Source organism: Streptomyces sp. NPDC046335, from assembly GCF_055587985.1.
The window spans coordinates 126,726-145,252 of record NZ_JBVJFF010000007.1 but is presented as its reverse complement, the minus strand read 5'-3'; the positions used below and the strand labels follow the sequence as shown (position 1 = coordinate 145,252).

The following is an 18,527-nucleotide window of genomic DNA, read 5'->3' as shown; positions in this document are numbered from 1 at the left end:
ACAGCGAGGCAGGACGCGATGAAGGAACGGCGCACCCCCCACGTCGTCGTGATCATGGGCGTGGCAGGGACCGGCAAGACCACGATCGGGCCCCTGCTCGCCGACCGGCTCGGCGTCCCGTACGCCGAGGGCGACGACTTCCACCCGCCGGCGAACATCGAGAAGATGTCGTCCGGGACCCCGCTCACCGACGACGACCGGTGGCCCTGGCTCGACGCCATCGGCGCCTGGGCGGACGACCGCGCGGGCAAGGGCGGCGTGGTCAGCAGCTCGGCGCTGAAGCGCAGCTACCGGGACCGGCTGCGCGCCGCGGCCCCCGGGGTCACCTTCGTCCACCTCACCGGTGACCGGAAGCTCATCGAGGACCGGATGTCGCACCGGCAGGGCCACTTCATGCCGACCGCGCTCCTCGACTCGCAGTTCGCCACGCTCCAGCCCCTCGGGGCGGACGAGGCGGGCGTCGCCGTCGACGTCGCCGGCAGCCCGGAAGAGATCGCCGACCGGGCCGTCGAGGCGCTCAGCCGTCTTGGCTGAGCGCTCCCGCCGGTAGTTCTTCGACTGGCCTCTTGTGGCTGGTCACGCAGCTCCCCGCGCCCCTCACGGGGCACACCCCCGCACCCTCGTACAAGGAAAGCACCGTGACCCATCTCAGCGTCGAGATGCTGGCAGCGGACCCCGTCGAGTCGATCACTTCGGCGGGCCATGCCCAGCTGGGGATCGCCGTCCTCGCGGGCATCGCCGTCATCGTCCTGCTCATCACCAAGACCAAGCTGCACGCGTTCCTCGCGCTGACCGTCGGGTCACTGGCGCTGGGTGCCTTCGCCGGCGCCCCGCTCGACAAGGTCATCACGAGTTTCACGAACGGGCTCGGCTCGACCGTCGCGGGCGTGGGCGTCCTCATCGCCCTCGGCGCGATCCTCGGCAAGCTGCTCGCCGACTCGGGCGGCGCCGACCAGATCGTCGACACGATCCTCGCCAAGGCGGGCGGGCGTGCCATGCCGTGGGCGATGGTGCTCATCGCCTCGGTGATCGGCCTGCCGCTCTTCTTCGAGGTCGGCATCGTGCTGCTGATCCCGGTCGTCCTGATGGTCGCCAAGCGCGGCAACTACTCGCTGATGCGGATCGGCATCCCCGCGCTCGCCGGGCTCTCCGTGATGCACGGCCTCATCCCGCCGCACCCCGGCCCGCTCGTCGCGATCGACGCGGTCAAGGCCAACCTCGGCGTCACGCTCGCGCTCGGCGTCCTCGTGGCGATCCCCACGGTGATCATCGCGGGGCCGCTGTTCTCGAAGGTCGCGGCGCGCTGGGTCGACGTACCGGCCCCCGAGAAGATGATCCCGCAGCGTTCCTCCGACGACCTGGAGAAGCGCCCCGGCTTCGGCGTCACCGTGGCCACGGTGCTGCTGCCGGTCGTCCTGATGCTGGCCAAGGCCCTGGTGGACATCGTGGTCGACGACCCCGACAGCACCGTGCAGCGGGTCTTCGACGTCGTCGGATCACCGCTGATCGCGCTGCTCGCCGCGGTCATCGTCGGGATGTTCACGCTGGGCCGCGCGGCCGGGTTCACCAAGGACCGGCTGTCGGTCACGGTCGAGAAGTCCCTCGCCCCGATCGCGGGCGTGCTGATGATCGTGGGCGCGGGCGGCGGCTTCAAGCAGACGCTCATCGACGTCGGCGTGGGCCAGATGATCCTGGACTTCTCCGAGGACTGGTCGATCCCCGCGCTGCTGCTCGCCTGGCTCATCGCGGTGGCCATCCGGCTCGCGACCGGCTCGGCGACGGTCGCGACGATCTCGGCGGCGGGCCTCGCGGCGCCGCTGGCGGCCGACATGTCGACCTCGCACACGGCCTTGCTCGTGCTGGCCATCGGTGCGGGTTCGCTGTTCTTCTCGCACGTCAATGACGCCGGGTTCTGGCTGGTCAAGGAGTACTTCGGCCTGGACGTCGGCCAGACGATCAAGACGTGGTCCATCATGGAGACGATCATCTCCGTGGTGGCGGGGGGCCTGGTCCTCCTGCTGTCCCTGATCATTTAGCCCCCGTCCGGGGCAGAGCCCCGGGGCTCTGCCCCGGACCCCGCTCCTCCATCGCCGCAGGGCTGGATCTCAGCCCTCCGGCGAGCCCGACGCCTTCTCCAGTTGGAAGGCCTCGTTGCCCAGGCCGATCCTGGCGTGGGCGGCGGGGTTCCTGGCCCGCAGGATCGCTCCGTAGCCCAGGCCGATCGCGGCCGCCAGGAAGATGATGCCCGGCAGCACCCAGCTCAGGGCGGAGTCGGGGCCCGCGGCCACCAGGACGTCGAAGTCCTTGACCGTGTACGCGGCGATGACCAGGAGCCCCGCCGCCGCCAGCGCGGAGGCCGCGATGCGCCAGGCCTGGGCCCGCGCGGCGCCCCTGCGGGCGAAGAAGACGATGACGGCGACGGAGGCCGTGGCCATCAGCAGGATCACGCCGAGGGCACCGATGTTGCCGCCCCAGGTGAAGAGGTGCAGGACGGGCGCGGTCGGGTCACCGGCCGCGCCGTCGTCAGTGATGGCGAAGCCCACGACGACCACGACGGAGACGACGGTCTGGAGCAGCGAACCCGTGCCCGGGGCGCCCGTGGAGGTGTTGGTGCGGCCGAACGCGGCGGGCAGCAGCCCCTCGCGCCCCATCGCGAAGGCGTAGCGCGCCACCACGTTGTGGAAGCTGAGGATCGCCGCGAACATGCCGGTCACGAACAGCACGTGCATGACGTCGGTGAAGGTCCCGCCGAGCCGCGACTCGGTGAGTCCGAAGAGCAGCCCCGCGCTCTGCTCCTGCGCGGCCGGCACGATCCCCGAAGGTCCGGCGGCGACGGTCAGCGCCCAGGAGCTGATCGCGAAGAAGACGGCGACGAACCCGACGGCGAAGAACATCACGCGGGCCACGACGACCTGCGGACGGCTGGTCTCCTCCGCGTACACGGGAGCCTGCTCGAAGCCCGTGAAGGCGGCGATGCAGAAGCAGAGCGAGGTGGCGACGCCCGCCCCCGTGAGCGTGTCGGGGTTGAAGGCGTGCAGCGACAGCCCCTCCTTGGCCGGGTCCGCGATGGCCGCGATGTCGAAGATGACGACGAGCACCACCTCGACGATCAGCAGGACGCCGAGCACGCGCGCGTTGAGGTCGATCTTCAGCCAGGCCAGGACGGCGACGAGGGCCACGACGACGAGCGCGGGGATCCACCAGGCGACCTCGGCGTCGAAGTACGTCTGGATGAGCCCGGACACCTCGAAGCCGAGCAGTCCGTAGAGGCCGGCCTGAAGGGCGCTGTAGGAGACGAGGGCGACCAGCGAGGCGCCCGCACCCGCCGTGCCGCCGAGCCCGCGGGATATGTACGCGTAGAAGGCGCCCGCGTTGTGCACGTGCCGGCTCATCTCGGCGTATCCCAGGCTGAAGAGCGCGAGGACGACGCCGAGGATGAGGAAGAGGAGCGGCTGTCCGACCACGCCCATCACGCCGTATGTGGTGGGCATGACACCGGCGACGACCATCAGGGGCCCGGTCGCGGCGAGCACGGAGAGCAGCAGGCCCGCCGTGCCGAGCCGGCCGGCCCGCAGCGCGCGTTCCTCACCCTTGTATGTACTGATCCCCCCGCCGTCCTTCGGCTCGCCGAGTGATCTCGTTCCGCTCGTGCTCGAACTGCCCGTCGCCATGGCGCGGTCGTCCTTTCAGGGGTACGTCGGGGGTACGGATGTTCAGGCCGAGCCGAGCGCTGTGGCACGCGCGGCCGTGAACGCTTCGTGCGGATCCCGGTCCGGATAGGACCAGGGGGCCGGGGTCGCGTGCCGTCCGATGCGGTGGAAGAGCGCGGCGGCCTCGGCCGCCCTGCCCTCGCAGAACTTCGCGTGGGCAAGGAAGTTGAGGTCGACGTGGCAGCGCGGGTGGGACGGCCGCGCGGGCGTCTCCCACTCCAGCCACCAGTCGAAGGCGGTCCTGATGACACCGCGGGCCCGGCGCCCGGTCCAGTGCTGGGAGGCCACGGGGTCGGCGGACTCCAGGCCCGCCGCGGCGAGCACGCGGTAGCGCTCGGTGTGCGCGATCACCGGCAGGACCGCCAGCGGCGATCCGGGCGTGGCCTGTTCCGCGGCCCAGGACGCGAAGTCGTACACCTCGTGCAGCGGGTCCTGGCCCGCTCCGGGGCGCCGCTCGGCGAGCCGGGCGATCATCAGGTGGTGGGCGTGGTGGTGCTCGGGGTGGCGGTGCCTGACCTCGTCGAAGAGGCGTACGACGTCCTCCTCGTGCCCCAGGGAGCGTTCGAGCAGGAGCAGCGCGAGCCACGGCGTGGGGTCGGCGGAGGTGCGGGTGGCCGCCTCGCGGCACTGGGCGCGCACCTTGTCCGAACGCGCCTTGCCCCGCAGCGCCTTGTGTACGGCGGCGAAGGCGAGCAGCAGCTCGGCGTCGTGGCTCTCGGGCTCGACGAGCCGCCAGTCGCGGGCCCACGCGGCGGTGGCGGGTTCCTGGCCGAGGACGTCGAAGCGGTGGCCCCTGCGGTCCCAGTCGTCGCCGGTGGCGGCGAGCAGCTCGCGGGCCTCGGCCCAGCGGCCCTGGACCAACGCCGAACGGGCCGCCACGAGTTCGGTGTCGTCGAGCGCGGCGTCAAAGGCCTGTGCGGCCGTCTTCTTGCGGGAGCGGCCCAGTGGGGGTGGGGGTGGTGACACCGCGGGACTTCCTCCCCGGCGCGGTTCGCGAGCGGATGATCACGCACAGCAAACCGGTAGGCGCCCCTCCACGTCAAGGGCAGCCTACCCTTGCCTTCTTCACCAACTCGTTTCAAACCGCGCGCACTTCATACGTCACCTGCAAGTACGCCGGTCCGGCGAGGGTCCGCTCACCCCACCTGCCGGGCGGCGGCGCGGCCCGCCGTGCGGCCCGAGAAGAGACAGCCGCCGAGGAAGGTGCCCTCCAGCGAGCGGTAGCCGTGCACTCCCCCGCCGCCGAACCCGGCGGCCTCCCCTGCCGCGTACACCCCGTCGAGCGGCCGGCCGCCGTCGGTCAGGACGCGCGAGGAGAGGTCGGTCTCCAGGCCGCCGAGCGTCTTGCGGGTGAGGATGTTGAGGCGTACGGCGATGAGCGGCCCCGCCTTCGGGTCGAGGATCCGGTGCGGCGCGGCGGCCCTGATGAGGCGGTCGCCGAGGAACTTGCGGGCCCCGCGGATGGCCGTGACCTGGAGGTCCTTGGTGAAGGGGTTGGCGATCTCGCGGTCGCGCGCGGCGAGGGTGCGGCGCAGCGCGGCCTCGTCGATGAGGGGCTCCTTGGTGAGCGCGTTCATGCCGCGCACAAGGGCGCCGAGGTCCTTCTCCACCACGAAGTCGACGCCGTGGTCCATGAACGCCTTGACGGGTCCCGGCACCTCGGACCGCGCGCGGTCGATGACGCCGCGCACCGACTTGCCGGTCAGGTCGGGGTTCTGCTCGGAGCCGCTGAGGGTGAACTCCTTGCCGATGATGCGCTGATTGAGGACGAACCAGGTGTGGTCGTGGCCGGTGCCCATGATGTGTTCGAGCGTGCCGAGGGTGTCGAAGCCGGGGAAGAGCGGCACGGGCAGCCGGTCGCCGCGGGCGTCGAGCCAGAGGGACGAGGGTCCTGGCAGGATGCGGATGCCGTGCCGGTCCCAGATGGGGTTCCAGTTCTCGATGCCCTCGGTGTAGTGCCACATGCGGTCGCGGTTGATCAGGCGCGCCCCGGCCGCCTCGGCGATGCCGAGCATCTTGCCGTCCACGTGCGCGGGGACTCCGGAGATCATCTTCTCGGGAGGGGTGCCGAGCCGCTCGGGCCAGTTCGCGCGTACGAGGTCGTGGTTGCCGCCGATGCCGCCGGAGGTGACGATCACCGCCTGGGCGCGGAACTCGAAGGTGCCGGTCACCTCGCGGCTGCTGGCCTGGCCGCGCTCGGCGTCGGAGGCTTCGAGCACCTCGCCGGTGACGGTGTCGAGGGCGCCCGCGCTGCGCGAGAGCCCGGTGACGCGGTGCCGGAACCGGAGCTGGACCAGGCCGCGAGCGACCCCGGCGCGCACCCGCCGCACGAACGGCGCGAGCAGGCCGGGACCGGTCCCCCAGGTGATGTGGAAGCGCGGCACGGAGTTGCCGTGGCCCTGCGCGTCGTAGCCGCCGCGCTCGGCCCAGCCGACGACCGGGAAGAACCGTACGCCCTGGCCGTGCAGCCACGACCGCTTCTCACCGGCCGCGAAGTCGACGTACGCCTCGGCCCACTTGCGGGGCCAGTGGTCCTCCGGACGGTCGAACGCGGCCGTGCCCATCCAGTCCTGCATGGCGAGCGCGTGGGAGTCCTTGATCCGCAGGCGTCGCTGTTCGGGCGAGTCGACGAAGAAGAGGCCGCCGAAGGACCAGTGCGCCTGGCCGCCCAGCGACTGTTCGGGCTCCTGGTCCACGAGGATGACCCGGCGGCCCGCGTCCACCAGCTCCGCGGTCGCCGCGAGCCCGGCGAGACCCGCCCCGATCACGATCACATCTGCGTCGTACGCCATGAGGGTCGTCCTCCTAGACAGGGTCCCGCGAGGTTACTGATGGGTCAGATCCTGGATAGCGGCGTGACGCACGTCAACCGACAGACGGGTCGAACGCGTCAAGCTCCGGTGCGCGGCGGGGACGATGGGCGGCTATCGTCGGCCAAGTCCCCATTTCGTGCCCCGGCTCGCGCGCGGACACGCCCTCCGCCGCTCCCCGGGTGCCCGAGTACGGCCGCGATCCCGAGCCCGAGGTGTGTGACGTGTCGGTCCTGGTTCTCGCCCTCGCCATCGGAGCGGCCTGCTGCCTCGGCCTCGGCTTCGTGCTCCAGCAGAACGTGGCGCGGCAGGCACCGCTGAGCGACTTCCTCTCGTTCCGGCTCCTCCTCGACCTGGTGAAGGTGCCGCGCTGGCTGGCCGGGATCGGCCTGATGGTCTGCGGGATGGTGCTCGGGGCGCTGGCGCTCGGCCGCGGGGAGATCTCCTTCGTCGAGCCGCTGCTCGCCACCCAGCTCCTCTTCGCCCTCGCGCTCTCCCGCTACCAGACCGGGCAGCCGCTCGGCCGCCAGGGCTGGGCGGGGCTCGTGCTGCTCGCGGGCGGGGTGACCGCGTTCATCGTGGCGGGCGAGCCGCGCGGGGGCGTCGCGGAGACCAGTCCGCTGCGGCACTGGCTGATCGTCGGCCTGATGGTGGGCGGGGCGCTGGTCCTGACGGCGTGCGCGAAGAGGTCCCGGCTCGGCGCGGGCCCGGTGCTGCTCGCGCTGGCCGCCGGGCTGCTCTACGGCGTGCAGGACGCGCTGACGCGGGTGACCGGCGACCGGTTCGCCGCGGGCGGGCTGCCCGAGGTGCTGACCGGCTGGCAGCCGTACGGGGTGCTCGCGCTCGGCGTCACGGGGCTCGTCCTGGTGCAGAGCGCCTTCGAGACGGCTCCGCTGCGGATGTCGCTGCCCGCGCTGACGGCCGCGCAGCCGCTGGCCGGGATCGCGTGCGGCGTCGGCTTCCTCGGCGACCGGCTCCGGACGGACTCGGGCGCCCTCGCGTGGGAGGCGGCGGGGCTCGCGGCGATCGTGGCGGGCGTGGTGCTGCTCGGGATGCACCCGGCGATGCCGCGCGGCTCCGGCGGCGAGCAACCGGACCTGCCGCGCAGCGACGCCCCACCGCCGCCGCCCCGCCCGGCCGCCCGCTGGCTGCGACCGGCCCTTCGCCGGCACTGAACGCGGCCCACGGCCCCGGCCCCCGTTCGCTGTCCGGTCCCGTTCGCTGTCCGGCCCCGTTCGCTTTTTAATAATGTCCAGCATTACAGTGGTTCCATGGCCAGGACGTCAGGACCCGAGACCCGGGAGAAGCTCATCCGTGCGGCGGAGGAGGTCTTCGCCGCGCAGGGGGTGGACGGGGCCCAGTTGCGGGACATCGTCCGGCTCGCCGGGCAGAGCAACCCCTCGGCGGTCCAGTACCACTTCGGCTCGCGCGGCGGCCTCCTCGACGCCGTGATGGCGGCCCGCCAGAGCCGCACGGAGCAGGTGCTCACCGCCGAGCTGGAGCGCGCCGAAGGCGGCCTGCGGGGACTGCTCACCGCGCTGGTGAACGCCGAGGCCACCGAGCTGCGCACCGAGCGCGGCCTGCGCTGTCTGCGCATCTCCGCCCAGCTCAGCCACGAGAGCGGCGTCCGCACCAGGACCCCGCACCCCACCCTCGACGGCACCGTCTACTGGACGCTCATCGGGCGCGTCGAGGACCGCCTCGCCCCCGAGCTGCCGGAGCCGGTGCGCCTGGAGCGGCTCGACCTCGCGCTCACCCTGATCGGCGCCGCGATGAGCGACCGTGCCCGGCAGTACCTGGCGGGCACCACGCCCCTGACCGGCGAGGACGTCTTCCTCTCGGACCTCGTCACGACCACGTCGGCCCTGCTGCGGGCCGCGCCACCCACCCCTGGAGAAGACGCATGACCACGTACGACCTCACCGGCAGGACCATCGTCATCACCGGCGCCGCCCGCGGCCTGGGCGCCGAGGCCGCCCGCCAGGCGGTCGCCGCCGGGGCGAACGTCGTCCTCACCGACGTCCTGGACGAGGAGGGCGTGGCGACCGCCGAGGCGCTCGGCGCGCGCGCCCGCTTCGCGCACCACGACGTGACGTCCGAGGAGGACTGGCGGCGCGTGGCGGACCTCGCCGTCGCCGAGTTCAGCGCGATCCACGGCCTGGTGAACAACGCCGGGATATCCACCGGCCAGTTCCTGGAGTCGGAGTCCGTCGAGCACTTCCGCAAGGTCCTCGACATCAACCTCACCGGCGCCTTCATCGGCATGAAGACCGTGATCCCGGCGATGAAGGAGGCGGGCGGCGGCTCGATCGTCAACATCTCCTCCGCGGCCGGGCTCATGGGCCTCGCGCTCACCGCCGGGTACGGCGCCTCCAAGTGGGGCGTGCGCGGCCTCACCAAGATCGGCGCGGTGGAGCTCGGCACGGCCCGTATCCGCGTCAACTCCGTCCACCCCGGCATGACGTACACCCCGATGACCGCCCAGGTCGGCATCGAGCAGGGCGAGGGCAAGTACCCGAACACGCCGATGGGCCGGGTCGGTGAGCCGCACGAGATCGCGGGCGCCATGGTGTTCCTGCTCTCGGACGCCGCCTCCTACGTGACGGGCGCGGAGCTGGCCGTCGACGGCGGCTGGACCGCGGGCCCGACCGTCAGGTACGTCATGGGCCAGTGAGCCACGTGGGGTTGGATGGACGGCATGACTGATGCCACCCCGGGTCCGGCCGACCCCCGCGAGGAGATCCTGTCCGTCGTCGACGAGAACGACGAGGTCATCGGCGAGGCCCCGCGCGGCGAGGTGTACGCGCGCGGCCTGCGCCACCGCTGCGTGTTCATCCTGGCGCGGGACGCCGAGGGCCGCGTCTTCGTGCACCGCCGCACCCCGCAGAAGCTGGTCTTCCCCTCGCTGTACGACATGTTCGTCGGCGGCGTGGTCGGGGCGGGCGAGTCCTACGCCGACGCGGCGCTGCGCGAGGCGCAGGAGGAGCTGGGCGTGGCCGGGCTCCCGCGCCCCACACCGCTGTTCACGTTCCTCTACGAGGACGGCGCGGGCCACAGCTGGTGGTCGTCCGTCCACGAGGTCCGCTGCGACCTGCCCGTGGACCCGCAGGCCGAGGAGGTCGCCTGGCACGCCTTCATCCCGGAGGAGGAGCTGGGGCGGCGGCTCGGCGAGTGGGAGTGGGTGCCGGACGGGCTCGCCGCCTACCGCCGGCTGCTCGCCCACCGGGCCGGGTGAGGGGCTCGCCGCCTGGTGAGGGGCCTGCCGGGGGCACGGCTTATGGTGCGCCAGTGAGCAATTTCGTACGGAGTCTGAGGCTGTGGTTCGCACCCGAGCGCATTCGCGAGGAGGGCGACACCCCCGACTACCGCTTCTCGCTCGCCAACGAACGCACCTTCCTGGCCTGGCTGCGCACCGCCCTCGCGCTGATCGGCGGCGGCTTCGCGGTGGACCAGTTCCTGCCGGACCTGCGCTGGGGCTGGCGGATCGGGCTCGCCCTCGCCCTGCTCGCGGCGGGCGTGCTGAGCTCGCTGCGTGCCGTCAACCACTGGGTGCGCTGCGAGCGGGCCATGCGGCGCGGCGGTGACCTGCCCGTCAGCCGCTTCCCGACGCTGCTGAGCCTGGTGGTCGCGGTGGTCGCGCTCGCCATGGTGGTGGTCGTGCTCTTCGGGTGGGAGGGATGACGGCCGCCGGGCCCGCCAGGGACCCCGGTCTCCAGCCGGAGCGCACCAGGCTCGCGTGGCGGCGCACGACGCTCTCGTGCACCGTCGCGGCGGTCCTCGCCGCCCGCGCGGTGCTGAACCGCGGCCCGAGCACGACCGGCGTACTCGCCTGCGCCCTCTGTCTGCTGCTTTGGCTCGGCTTCCTCACGGTCGCGCACCGCAGGATGGTCGCCCTGACCGCGGCCAGGCCCCGGCCTCTCACGGTCAAAGGGGCGTGCACGGCGGCCCTGTGCACCCTCGCCCTCGCCCTGTGCGCGGCGGCGATGGTGGTCTGAGAGAGGCCCGGCGTTGGTGGTCCAAGTGAAGGCCTCGCGGGGTCAGTCCGCCCACTCCACCGTGACGACGACCTTGCCCCGGGTGCGGCCCTCGGCGCTGCGGCGGTGCGCGTCGGCGGCGCGCTCCAGCGGGAACGTCTCGTCGACGTGCACGGTCACCACGCCCTGCTCCGCAAGCTCGCTCAGCCGCTGGAGGTCGGCGGCGTCGGGGCGCACGAAGCAGTACTGGCCGCCGAGCTCCACCACTTCGTTGTCGGTGATGGAGGCGAGCCGTCCCTCGGGTCCCAGCAGTTCGGCGGAGGCCCTGAGCGTGTCGCCGCCGACGGTGTCGAAGGCCGCGTCGACGCCCTGGGCGGCGAGCCCGCGCACCCGGTCGACGAGGCCGTCCCCATAGGTGACGGGTTCCGCGCCGAGGCCGCGCAGGTAGTCGTGGTTGTGCTCGCCGGCGGTGCCGATGACGCGGGCGCCCAGGTGCCGGGCGATCTGCACCGCGAGGGAGCCGACGCCGCCGGCCGCCGCGTGCACGAGGACCACGTCGCCCTCCTTCACCACCAGGGCCCGGGTGATCACCTGGTAGGCGGTGAGCCCGGCGAGCGGCAGGCCTGCGGCCTCCTCGAAGGAGAGGTTGCGGGGTTTGCGGGCGAGGGTGCGCACGGGGGCCGCGACGTACTCGGCGAAGGTGCCGCGGGAGAGGAAGTCCTCGCGCACGTAGCCGATGACCTCGTCACCGACGGCGAACTCCGGGACGGCGGCGCCCGGCTGCACCACCACGCCCGCCACGTCCCAGCCGGGGATCACGGGAAAGACCGGTTCCAGGAGTGCGTCGAGGTGGCCGTCGCGGCACTTCCAGTCCACGGGGTTGACGGCGGCGGCCCGCACCTTCACCAGGACGGAGTCGGGCCCGACCTTGGGGTCGCGCACCTCGCCGTACTCCAGGACCTCGGGTCCGCCGTAGCTTCGGTAGCTGATCGCCTTCATGGGTGCCGCTTTCGTCGGTCGCAAACTTTCACAAGGCTTCCATAACGCAACTTACCGGGCATCTCGGGCTAGCCTGAGAGGGTCATCCACCCCACCAGTCACGGAAGGTGCACGACATGACCACGCTCCACCACGAACACCCGGTGCACGACCACGTCCACGGCCCGGCCTGCGGCCACGCCGAGGTGCCGCACGGCGACCACGTCGACTACGCGCACGACGGCCACATGCACCGGCTGCACTCCGATCACTACGACGAGTGCGAGCCCTCCGCCCACGTGGCCCACCAGGGCCATGACCACCGGCACGGCGACGGCTGCGGCCACGACGCCGTGACCCACGGCGACCACGTGGACTACCTGCACGACGGCCACCGGCACGCGTCGCACGACGGCCACTGGGACGATCACTGAGTGCCCGGTGACCCCTGGACGGCATACCGACTGGTCGGCATCATGGGGTGGCACGTGACCACCACGCCGATCAGGAGCGACCATGAGCGCAGACCACCCGCCGGGCCTCGACCTCGACCAGTTGCGCGGCCACCTCGACCGCGAGCGTCCTGGCCTGGCAGGCGGACCGCTCACCGCACGGCTCATCGAGGGCGGCCGGTCCAACCTCACGTACGCGGTGACGGACGGCTCGACGCGCTGGGTCGTGCGGCGGCCGCCGCTGGGCCACGTCCTGGCCACCGCGCACGACATGAAGCGCGAGCACCGGGTGATAGCCGCCCTGCACCCCACGGACGTGCCGGTGCCCGCGCCCGTCCTGCTCTGCGAGGACGACGCCGTCATCGGGGCGCCCTTCTACGTGATGGAGTACGTGGACGGCATCCCGTACCGCACCGCGGAGGAGCTCGCGCCGCTCGGCCCCGAGCGCACCCGTGACGCGGTGCTCGGCCTCGTCGACACGCTCGTCGACCTGCACGCGGTGGACCCCGCGGCGGTCGGCCTCGGTGACTTCGGCCGCCCCGAGGGCTTCCTGGACCGGCAGCTCCGTCGCTGGGGCAAGCAGCTCGACGCCTCGCGCAACCGCGAACTGGCCGGTGTCGACGAGCTGCACGCCGCGCTCGGGCGCTCGCTGCCCGCCTCGCCCGCGCCGGCCGTCGTCCACGGCGACTACCGCCTGGACAACGTCCTGATCGGCGACGACGACCGGATCAGGGCCATCCTCGACTGGGAGATGTCCACGCTCGGCGATCCGCTCACCGACCTCGGGCTGCTCGTGATGTACAGCGCCAGGCTTGAGGTGCCCGACTCCCCCGTCAGCACCACCGCGGGCGCGCCGGGCCACCCGGACCCCGCCGAGCTGATCGAACGGTACGCCGCGCGCTCGGGGCGCGACGTCTCCGCCGTCTCCTGGTACACGGCCTTCGCGTGGTTCAAGCTCGCCGTGATCCTGGAGGGCATCCACTACCGCTACACGCTCGGCCAGACGGTCGGCGCCGGCTTCGACCGGATCGGCGAGCTGGTGCCCGTGTTCATCGAGCACGGCCTCACCACGCTGCGCGGAGAGCTACGGCCGTAGCGCCCGCAGCAGCAGGTCCGCCAGGTGGTCCGCCACCTGCTGCGGAGTGAGCGGGCCCTGCGGGCGGTACCACGTGGACAGGTGGTGGACGGAGCCGAAGTGGTAGTCCACCACCAGGTCCGCCGGGGTCGCGGTGGCGAAGACGCCGGACCGCTGGCCCTCCTCGATCAGGGCCCGGAAGCGCTCGTGGTAGCGACGCCGTTCGGCGCGCACCTGCTTGTTCTTCTCTGGGCTGAGGTGGTGCATCGAGCGGAAGAAGATCGAGGCGTCGTCGAGGTTGTCGATGGTGGTGACCACGACGTCCGCGGCGGCGTCGCGGACCCGCTGCTCGACGGGCGCGTCGCCGTCCGCGATGGCGTCGAGCCGCTCCTGCTGGACGCGGAGCATACGGGCGTAGACCTCGTGCAGGAGGTCGTCCTTGGAGCCGAAGTAGTGGTAGAGGGCGCCCTTGGTCACGCCCGCGGCCTCCACGATCTCCTGCACGGACGTACGGTCGTAGCCGCGGTCGGCGAAGAGCCGGGTGGCGGCGGCGAGGAGCCGCTGCGGGACGGGCGTGCCGTCACCGTCCGTCGTCCTGGCCACTGCCGCCACCTGCCTTTCGAATGTCACCGACTGTTCTGTGGACGGGAACGAAGTTCCCGCCGGAGGATCTTCCCACTTGTCGTCTTGGGCAGCTCCGCCAGGATCTCGACCTCGCGCGGATACTTGTACGCGGCGAGCCGCTCCTCGCAGTACGCCGTCAGCTCCTCGGCACCGGTGTCGCTGCCGGGACGCAGGCTGACGTACGCCTTGACGCTCTCCCCTCGGTAGCTGTCGGGGACGCCGACGACGGCCGCCTCGCGGACGGCGGGGTGGGAGTAGAGGACGTCCTCGACCTCGCGCGGCCAGACCTTGAAGCCGGACGCGTTGATCATGTCCTTCTTGCGGTCGACGACGTAGAGCCAGCCCGCCGGGTCCATGAAGCCGATGTCGCCGGTGCGCAGTTCGCCGTCGGGGAAGGCCTCGTCGGTGGCGTCGGGCCGCTTCCAGTAACCGGGCACCACCTGGGGTCCGGCCACGGTGATCTCGCCGTGCTCCCCGAACGGGACCTCCTGCCCTGCGTCGTCAAGGACGCGTACGACCGTCTCGGGCCCGGGGACGCCCACGGCGAGCGTGCCGGAGACCGGGTCGACCGGGGCCTCCTGGCCCGGCGGCACCGAGGCGCAGGGGGCGGTGCACTCGGTGAGGCCGTAGCCGTTGTGGAGGTAGGGGCCGAAGGCGGCGCGGAACTTCTCCACCAGGGCCGGGGGCAGCGGCGCGCCGCCCGAGGAGATCAGCGCGAAGGAGTCGAAGTGGCCGCGGGTCGCGGCGGGGTGGGCGGCCAGCGCCATGAAGGCCGTGGAGGGGCCGACCGTGTAGGCGGGGCGGTGCTCGGCGAAGGCGTCGAGGACCACGCCGGCCTCGAAGCGGTAGGCGAGCGCGAGGGTGCCCGCGTTGGCGACGCACGCCGCGACCTGGGCGACCATGCCGGTGATGTGGAAGAGCGGCGCCATCGCGAAGTAGCAGGCGCCTTCCGGTATCCCGGAGCCCGCGCGCTGGCGCTCGGCGTTGTAGGTGATGTTGCCGTGGGTGTTCATGGCGCCCTTGGGGGTGCCGCTGGTGCCCGAGGTGTAGCTGATCAGGGCCACGTCTGAGGGGCCGAGGACGCGGTCGGCGGGGGCCGGGCGGCCTTCGCGGGCGACCGCGAGGAGGTCGTCGGCGTCGGCCGCGGGCGGCAGCCGCCCGAAGTCGAGGACCCGGGTGTCGTTCCTCGTCTGGAGGTCGAGCTGACAGGCGGTCAGCACGATCCGCACGGGCGATCCCGCCGCCGTCTCGCGCAGGTACGTGTCCCAGGCGCGGTCCGCGCAGATCAGCGCGGTCACGTCGGCGTCGGCAAGGACGTGGGCGACCTCCGCGGACTTGTACATGGGGTTGACGGGCACGACCGTCGCGCCCGCCTTCCAGGCGCCGATGAGCGCGATCACGAAGTGCGGGGTGTTCTGAAGGAGGATCGCGACGCGGTCGCCGCGGGCGACGCCGCGGGCGGCCAGGTGTCCGGCGACGGAGTCGGTGAGGGCGTCCGTCTCGCGGTAGCTCAGGCGGCCGTCGAAGTAGGCGAGGGCGGTGTGCTCGGGGGTTCTGGCGACGGCCGCGCGGAAGGCGTGCACCACGGAGGCCGCGGGGGCGACGGGGGCGCGCTGGGCGTCGTTGAGGCGGGCGAGCCAGGGCTTGGCGGCGTAGACCGAACCGGCCGGGTAGGTGGTCACTTCTCGGCCGCCTCCCACTTGCGCTGGATGTGGTTCATGCCGGAGAGCCACTTGTCCGGGGTGGCGGCGCGGGCCTCGTAGAAGGCGGCGACCTCGGGGTGCGGCAGGATCAGGAAGCGGTCGTCGGCCATGCCCGCGAAGAGCGCGGCCGCGACGTCCTCGGGGTCGATGGCGGTGGGGGTGAGGACGAGGTCGCCCGCGCTGCCGGTGGCGGCCAGCATGTCGGTGCGCACGCCCTGCGGGCAGATCGCGTGGACCTTGAGGCCCCGGTGGCGGTAGGTCAGCGAGAGCCACTCGGCGAAGGCGTAGGCGCCGTGCTTGGTGACGCTGTAGGGGGCGGCGCCGATCATGGTGAGCAGTCCGGCCGCGGAGACCGTGGAGACGAAGCGGCCGCTGCCGCGCTCCAGCCAGCCGGGCAGCAGCGCGTGGGCCGCGCGGACGTGCGCCATGACGTTGACGTCCCAGGCCGCGGCCCAGACCTCCTCGGGCGCGGCCTCCGTGCCGCCGGAGCCGAGGCCCGCGTTGGCGCAGTAGACGTCGACCGTGCCGCCGAGCGCCTCGGTGGCCCGCTCCACGATCGCGGAGGCGTCGCCCGGTACGGCGATGCCGCCCACCTCTCCCGCCACGGCCTCGGCCTTGGCCCCGTCCAGGTCGTTGACGACGACGCGGGCGCCCTCGGCGGCGAAGCGGCGGGCCAGCGCCGCTCCGATCCCGCCCCCGGCACCGGTGACGACGACTCCCTTGTCCTTCAGGGTCTCCACGTGCGGTCTCCTTCGACCTCGGGCTCGACCAGGGCTCGCGCGGCTGGTCCGTCACGGCAGACTAACCAGTCGGTATGTAGCGGGGGAAGGGGGTGCAGGACATGCGGCGGGGGGGGGGGGGGGGGGGGGGGGGGGGGGGGGAACCGCCACCCCCCCCCCCCCCCCCCCCCCCCCCCCCCCCCCCCCCCCCCGCTGCCCCTACGCGGGGAGAGTCAGTTCCGTACGCTCGCGTGCAGGACCCGTGCCAGCTCGCGCGGCCGGGAGAACATCGGCCAGTGGCCCGTGTCCATCTCCACCAGGCGCCAGCGGTCGCTCTTGAGCGCCTCGGCCACGTCGTCCATCAGGTCCTCGCCGTCCAGCAGGCACTTGACGTACGTGGCGGACAGGTCGCCGAGCGGACGCGTGAGTTCGGCCGGTTCGGTCAGGGTGGCGCCGGGGTGCGGCGTCGCGCCGTTCACCAGGCGTGCGGCCTGTTCGCCGCTGAGGCCCTGCCCCTCGCAGTCGGCCGCGCCGAGCGGCGGCCAGACGCCGTCGTTCTCGGCCAGCGTGGCCTCGAAGACCTCCTGCCCCTGCCACCAGCAGGAGGCGAACGACTCGCCGTCGACGGGGACGTTGGCGTCGACGAACACCACATGGGCGAGCCGGTCGCCGAGCAGCCCGGCGGCCTGGCCGACCGGGATGCCGGAGTAGCTGTGCCCGACGAGGACGACGTCACGGAGGTCCAGGCGCTCGGCCTCGTCGACGATGTCGCGCACGTGGGTCCGCTGCCCCGCGGGCACCCCCTGTTTGTCGGCGAGCCCCGAAAGGGTCAGCGGGTGGACGCCGTGTCCGGCCGCCCGCAGTTCGCCCGCCACGTCGTCCCACGCCCACGCACCGAGCCAGGCACCCGGCACCAGTATGAATTCCGCCATGGCGCCGAACGTACACGCCGTGCGCCCTGCGGACAGCCCCCCGCCCGGTCGCGGGCGGGAGCGGTGACCCGGCACCCGGCGCCGGGATCTCACAAACCGAGACAGCCCGTCTTGGCTATTGACTGGCCCCTACATCGAACGTGAGAGTGCCGCTCGTGCAGAGCGACACTGAAGCAGCAGAGAAACAGCAGGTCCGGGGTGCGCAGGACGAGGGCGGCAGCTCGGAGAGCATGCGGCGCGTGGCCGTGGCCTCGTTCATCGGCACGGCCATCGAGTTCTACGACTTCTACATCTACGGCACGGCCGCCGCGCTCGTCCTGAACCAGGCGTTCTTCCCGACCCTGGACCCGGTCAACGCCACGCTCGCGTCGTTCTCGACGTACGCGGTGGCGTTCGCGGCGCGGCCCATCGGCTCGGTGATCTTCGGGCACTTCGGTGACCGGGTGGGCCGCAAGTCCGTGCTCGTGGCCTCGCTGCTCCTGATGGGGCTCTCGACCGCGTTCGTCGGGCTGCTGCCCGGCTACGGCACGCTGGGCGTCTGGGCGCCGCTGCTGCTCATCCTGCTCCGCTTCCTCCAGGGCATCGGGCTCGGCGGGGAGTGGGGCGGGGCCGCGCTGCTCGCGGTGGAGCACGCGCCGAAGAAGAAGCGCGGGCTGTACGCGGCGTTCCCGCAGCTCGGCCCGTCCGTCGGGTTCTTCGCGGCGACGGGGATCTTCTGGCTGCTCTCCTCCGCGCTGTCCGACGACGCGTTCCGCTCCTGGGGCTGGCGCGTGCCGTTCCTGCTGTCCTTCCTGCTGGTGGGCGTCGGCCTTTTCGTGCGGCTGCGGATCAGCGAGACGCCGGTCTTCGCCAAGGTCATGGAGGCGCAGGAGGCCAGCAAGGTCCCCACGCTCGACGTGCTCCGCCGCCACCCGCGCGAACTCCTGCTCGGCGCGGGCGGCATGGTCGTCGCCTACGGCCTCTTCTACACGGCCACGACGTACTGCCTCTCCTACGCCACGGGCACCCTGCACGTCTCCCGCAACACCATGCTCGGCCTCTCCCTGGTGGCCTGCCTCTTCCTCGCGGCGGGGACCTGGCTCGCCGCGACGCGCTCCGACGGGGCCGGGCGGCGCAAGCTGGTCCTCGCGGGCGCGGGGCTCGCCGTGGTGTGGGGCCTGGTGCTCTTCCCGCTCCTGGACACCGAGCAGCCGGTGCTCATCGCGCTGGCACTGGGCGGCGCCCTGTTCTGCATGGGCGTGGTCTACGGCCCGATGGGCGCCTACCTCCCCGAGCTGTTCGGCACGAGCGTGCGGTACTCGGGCGCCTCGCTCGCGTACAACCTCGGCGGCGTCCTCGGCGGCGCGGTCTCGCCGCTGGTGGCGACCCGGCTCCAGTCGGCGTTCGGCTCCTCGTCGGTGGGCTGGTACGTGAGCGCGATGGCGGTCGTGTCGCTGCTCTGCGTCCTGGCGCTGCCGGAGACGCGGGAGCGGGAACTGGCCTGAATCGGCCCCCTGTTCGCCGGGTCGGATGTGGCACGGCGTATGGCCAGTCGGCGCGGGCGGCGGGAC

19 protein-coding genes are annotated in these 18,527 nt (G+C 72.6%); 11 read left to right on the top strand and 8 right to left on the bottom strand.

The window, feature by feature from the left end:
* Window positions 1-18: 18 nt before the first annotated feature.
* Window positions 19-534 carry a gluconokinase gene (locus tag ACZ6JY_RS18615; RefSeq protein ID WP_469197343.1) on the top strand — a complete coding sequence of 172 codons (516 nt, stop codon included), beginning with the start codon at window positions 19-21 and terminating at the stop codon, window positions 532-534.
* A gap of 104 nt (window positions 535-638) precedes the next feature.
* Entirely contained in the window at window positions 639-2,036 is a 1,398-nt protein-coding gene (locus ACZ6JY_RS18610) for a GntT/GntP/DsdX family permease (RefSeq protein WP_469197077.1), read from the top strand.
* 69 nt (window positions 2,037-2,105) lie between these two features.
* On the opposite strand, the gene ACZ6JY_RS18605 is transcribed toward ACZ6JY_RS18610, so the two are convergent.
* From ACZ6JY_RS18605 to ACZ6JY_RS18595, 3 genes are all read right to left on the bottom strand, one after another.
* Window positions 2,106-3,671: an APC family permease gene (locus tag ACZ6JY_RS18605; protein WP_469197076.1), complete on the bottom strand. Its 1,566-nt coding sequence runs from the start codon at window positions 3,669-3,671 to the stop codon at window positions 2,106-2,108.
* Between the two features lie 42 nt (window positions 3,672-3,713).
* Window positions 3,714-4,676 (bottom strand): hypothetical protein, encoded by a 963-nt coding sequence (locus ACZ6JY_RS18600; RefSeq protein WP_469197075.1) that lies wholly within the window; start codon window positions 4,674-4,676, stop codon window positions 3,714-3,716.
* Window positions 4,677-4,846: 170 nt separating this feature from the next.
* Window positions 4,847-6,502, bottom strand: coding sequence for an FAD-binding dehydrogenase (locus ACZ6JY_RS18595; protein WP_469197074.1), 1,656 nt, complete (start codon window positions 6,500-6,502; stop codon window positions 4,847-4,849).
* Window positions 6,503-6,744: 242 nt separating this feature from the next.
* Here ACZ6JY_RS18595 and ACZ6JY_RS18590 point away from each other — a divergent pair, with 242 nt between their 5' ends.
* The 6 genes from ACZ6JY_RS18590 (at window position 6,745) to ACZ6JY_RS18565 (ending at window position 10,515) form a co-directional block, all read left to right on the top strand.
* Window positions 6,745-7,695 (top strand): DMT family transporter, encoded by a 951-nt coding sequence (locus ACZ6JY_RS18590; protein WP_469197073.1) that lies wholly within the window; start codon window positions 6,745-6,747, stop codon window positions 7,693-7,695.
* Between the two features lie 96 nt (window positions 7,696-7,791).
* Window positions 7,792-8,427, top strand: a complete 636-nt coding sequence (locus ACZ6JY_RS18585) for a TetR/AcrR family transcriptional regulator (protein WP_469197072.1) — start codon at window positions 7,792-7,794, stop codon at window positions 8,425-8,427.
* Window positions 8,424-9,194, top strand: a complete 771-nt coding sequence (locus ACZ6JY_RS18580) for a glucose 1-dehydrogenase (protein WP_469197071.1) — start codon at window positions 8,424-8,426, stop codon at window positions 9,192-9,194. The genes ACZ6JY_RS18585 and ACZ6JY_RS18580 overlap by 4 nt, the downstream gene beginning before the upstream one ends.
* A gap of 24 nt (window positions 9,195-9,218) precedes the next feature.
* Window positions 9,219-9,755, top strand: a complete 537-nt coding sequence (locus tag ACZ6JY_RS18575; protein WP_469197070.1) for an NUDIX hydrolase — start codon at window positions 9,219-9,221, stop codon at window positions 9,753-9,755.
* A 53-nt stretch (window positions 9,756-9,808) separates the two neighbouring features.
* Window positions 9,809-10,201, top strand: coding sequence for a YidH family protein (locus ACZ6JY_RS18570; RefSeq protein WP_469197069.1), 393 nt, complete (start codon window positions 9,809-9,811; stop codon window positions 10,199-10,201).
* Window positions 10,198-10,515, top strand: a complete 318-nt coding sequence (locus ACZ6JY_RS18565) for a DUF202 domain-containing protein (RefSeq protein ID WP_469197068.1) — start codon at window positions 10,198-10,200, stop codon at window positions 10,513-10,515. The genes ACZ6JY_RS18570 and ACZ6JY_RS18565 overlap by 4 nt, the downstream gene beginning before the upstream one ends.
* A 42-nt stretch (window positions 10,516-10,557) precedes the next feature.
* Here ACZ6JY_RS18565 and ACZ6JY_RS18560 read toward each other — a convergent pair whose 3' ends face one another.
* On the bottom strand, window positions 10,558-11,493 hold the full coding sequence (locus ACZ6JY_RS18560) for an NADP-dependent oxidoreductase (protein WP_469197067.1): 936 nt from the start codon (window positions 11,491-11,493) through the stop codon (window positions 10,558-10,560).
* A 116-nt stretch (window positions 11,494-11,609) separates the two neighbouring features.
* Here ACZ6JY_RS18560 and ACZ6JY_RS18555 point away from each other — a divergent pair, with 116 nt between their 5' ends.
* Both ACZ6JY_RS18555 and ACZ6JY_RS18550 read left to right on the top strand, forming a co-directional pair.
* Window positions 11,610-11,906 (top strand): hypothetical protein, encoded by a 297-nt coding sequence (locus ACZ6JY_RS18555; protein ID WP_469197066.1) that lies wholly within the window; start codon window positions 11,610-11,612, stop codon window positions 11,904-11,906.
* Between the two features lie 82 nt (window positions 11,907-11,988).
* Window positions 11,989-13,020, top strand: a complete 1,032-nt coding sequence (locus ACZ6JY_RS18550) for a phosphotransferase family protein (protein WP_469197065.1) — start codon at window positions 11,989-11,991, stop codon at window positions 13,018-13,020.
* Here the strand turns inward: ACZ6JY_RS18550 and ACZ6JY_RS18545 are convergent.
* The 4 genes from ACZ6JY_RS18545 to ACZ6JY_RS18530 all read right to left on the bottom strand — a co-directional run bounded on the left by ACZ6JY_RS18545 (window position 13,009) and on the right by ACZ6JY_RS18530 (window position 16,977).
* Entirely contained in the window at window positions 13,009-13,602 is a 594-nt protein-coding gene (locus tag ACZ6JY_RS18545) for a TetR/AcrR family transcriptional regulator (RefSeq protein ID WP_469197064.1), read from the bottom strand. The genes ACZ6JY_RS18550 and ACZ6JY_RS18545 overlap by 12 nt on opposite strands.
* A 23-nt stretch (window positions 13,603-13,625) precedes the next feature.
* Window positions 13,626-15,305 carry a class I adenylate-forming enzyme family protein gene (locus ACZ6JY_RS18540; RefSeq protein ID WP_469197063.1) on the bottom strand — a complete coding sequence of 560 codons (1,680 nt, stop codon included), beginning with the start codon at window positions 15,303-15,305 and terminating at the stop codon, window positions 13,626-13,628.
* Complete coding sequence (locus tag ACZ6JY_RS18535) at window positions 15,302-16,057, bottom strand: SDR family oxidoreductase (RefSeq protein ID WP_469197342.1); 756 nt, start codon at window positions 16,055-16,057, stop codon at window positions 15,302-15,304. The genes ACZ6JY_RS18540 and ACZ6JY_RS18535 overlap by 4 nt, the downstream gene beginning before the upstream one ends.
* A 221-nt stretch (window positions 16,058-16,278) precedes the next feature.
* Window positions 16,279-16,977 carry an alpha/beta fold hydrolase gene (locus tag ACZ6JY_RS18530; protein ID WP_469197062.1) on the bottom strand — a complete coding sequence of 233 codons (699 nt, stop codon included), beginning with the start codon at window positions 16,975-16,977 and terminating at the stop codon, window positions 16,279-16,281.
* A 155-nt stretch (window positions 16,978-17,132) separates the two neighbouring features.
* Here ACZ6JY_RS18530 and ACZ6JY_RS18525 point away from each other — a divergent pair, with 155 nt between their 5' ends.
* Window positions 17,133-18,461: an MFS transporter gene (locus tag ACZ6JY_RS18525; RefSeq protein ID WP_469197061.1), complete on the top strand. Its 1,329-nt coding sequence runs from the start codon at window positions 17,133-17,135 to the stop codon at window positions 18,459-18,461.
* Window positions 18,462-18,527 lie beyond the last annotated feature (66 nt).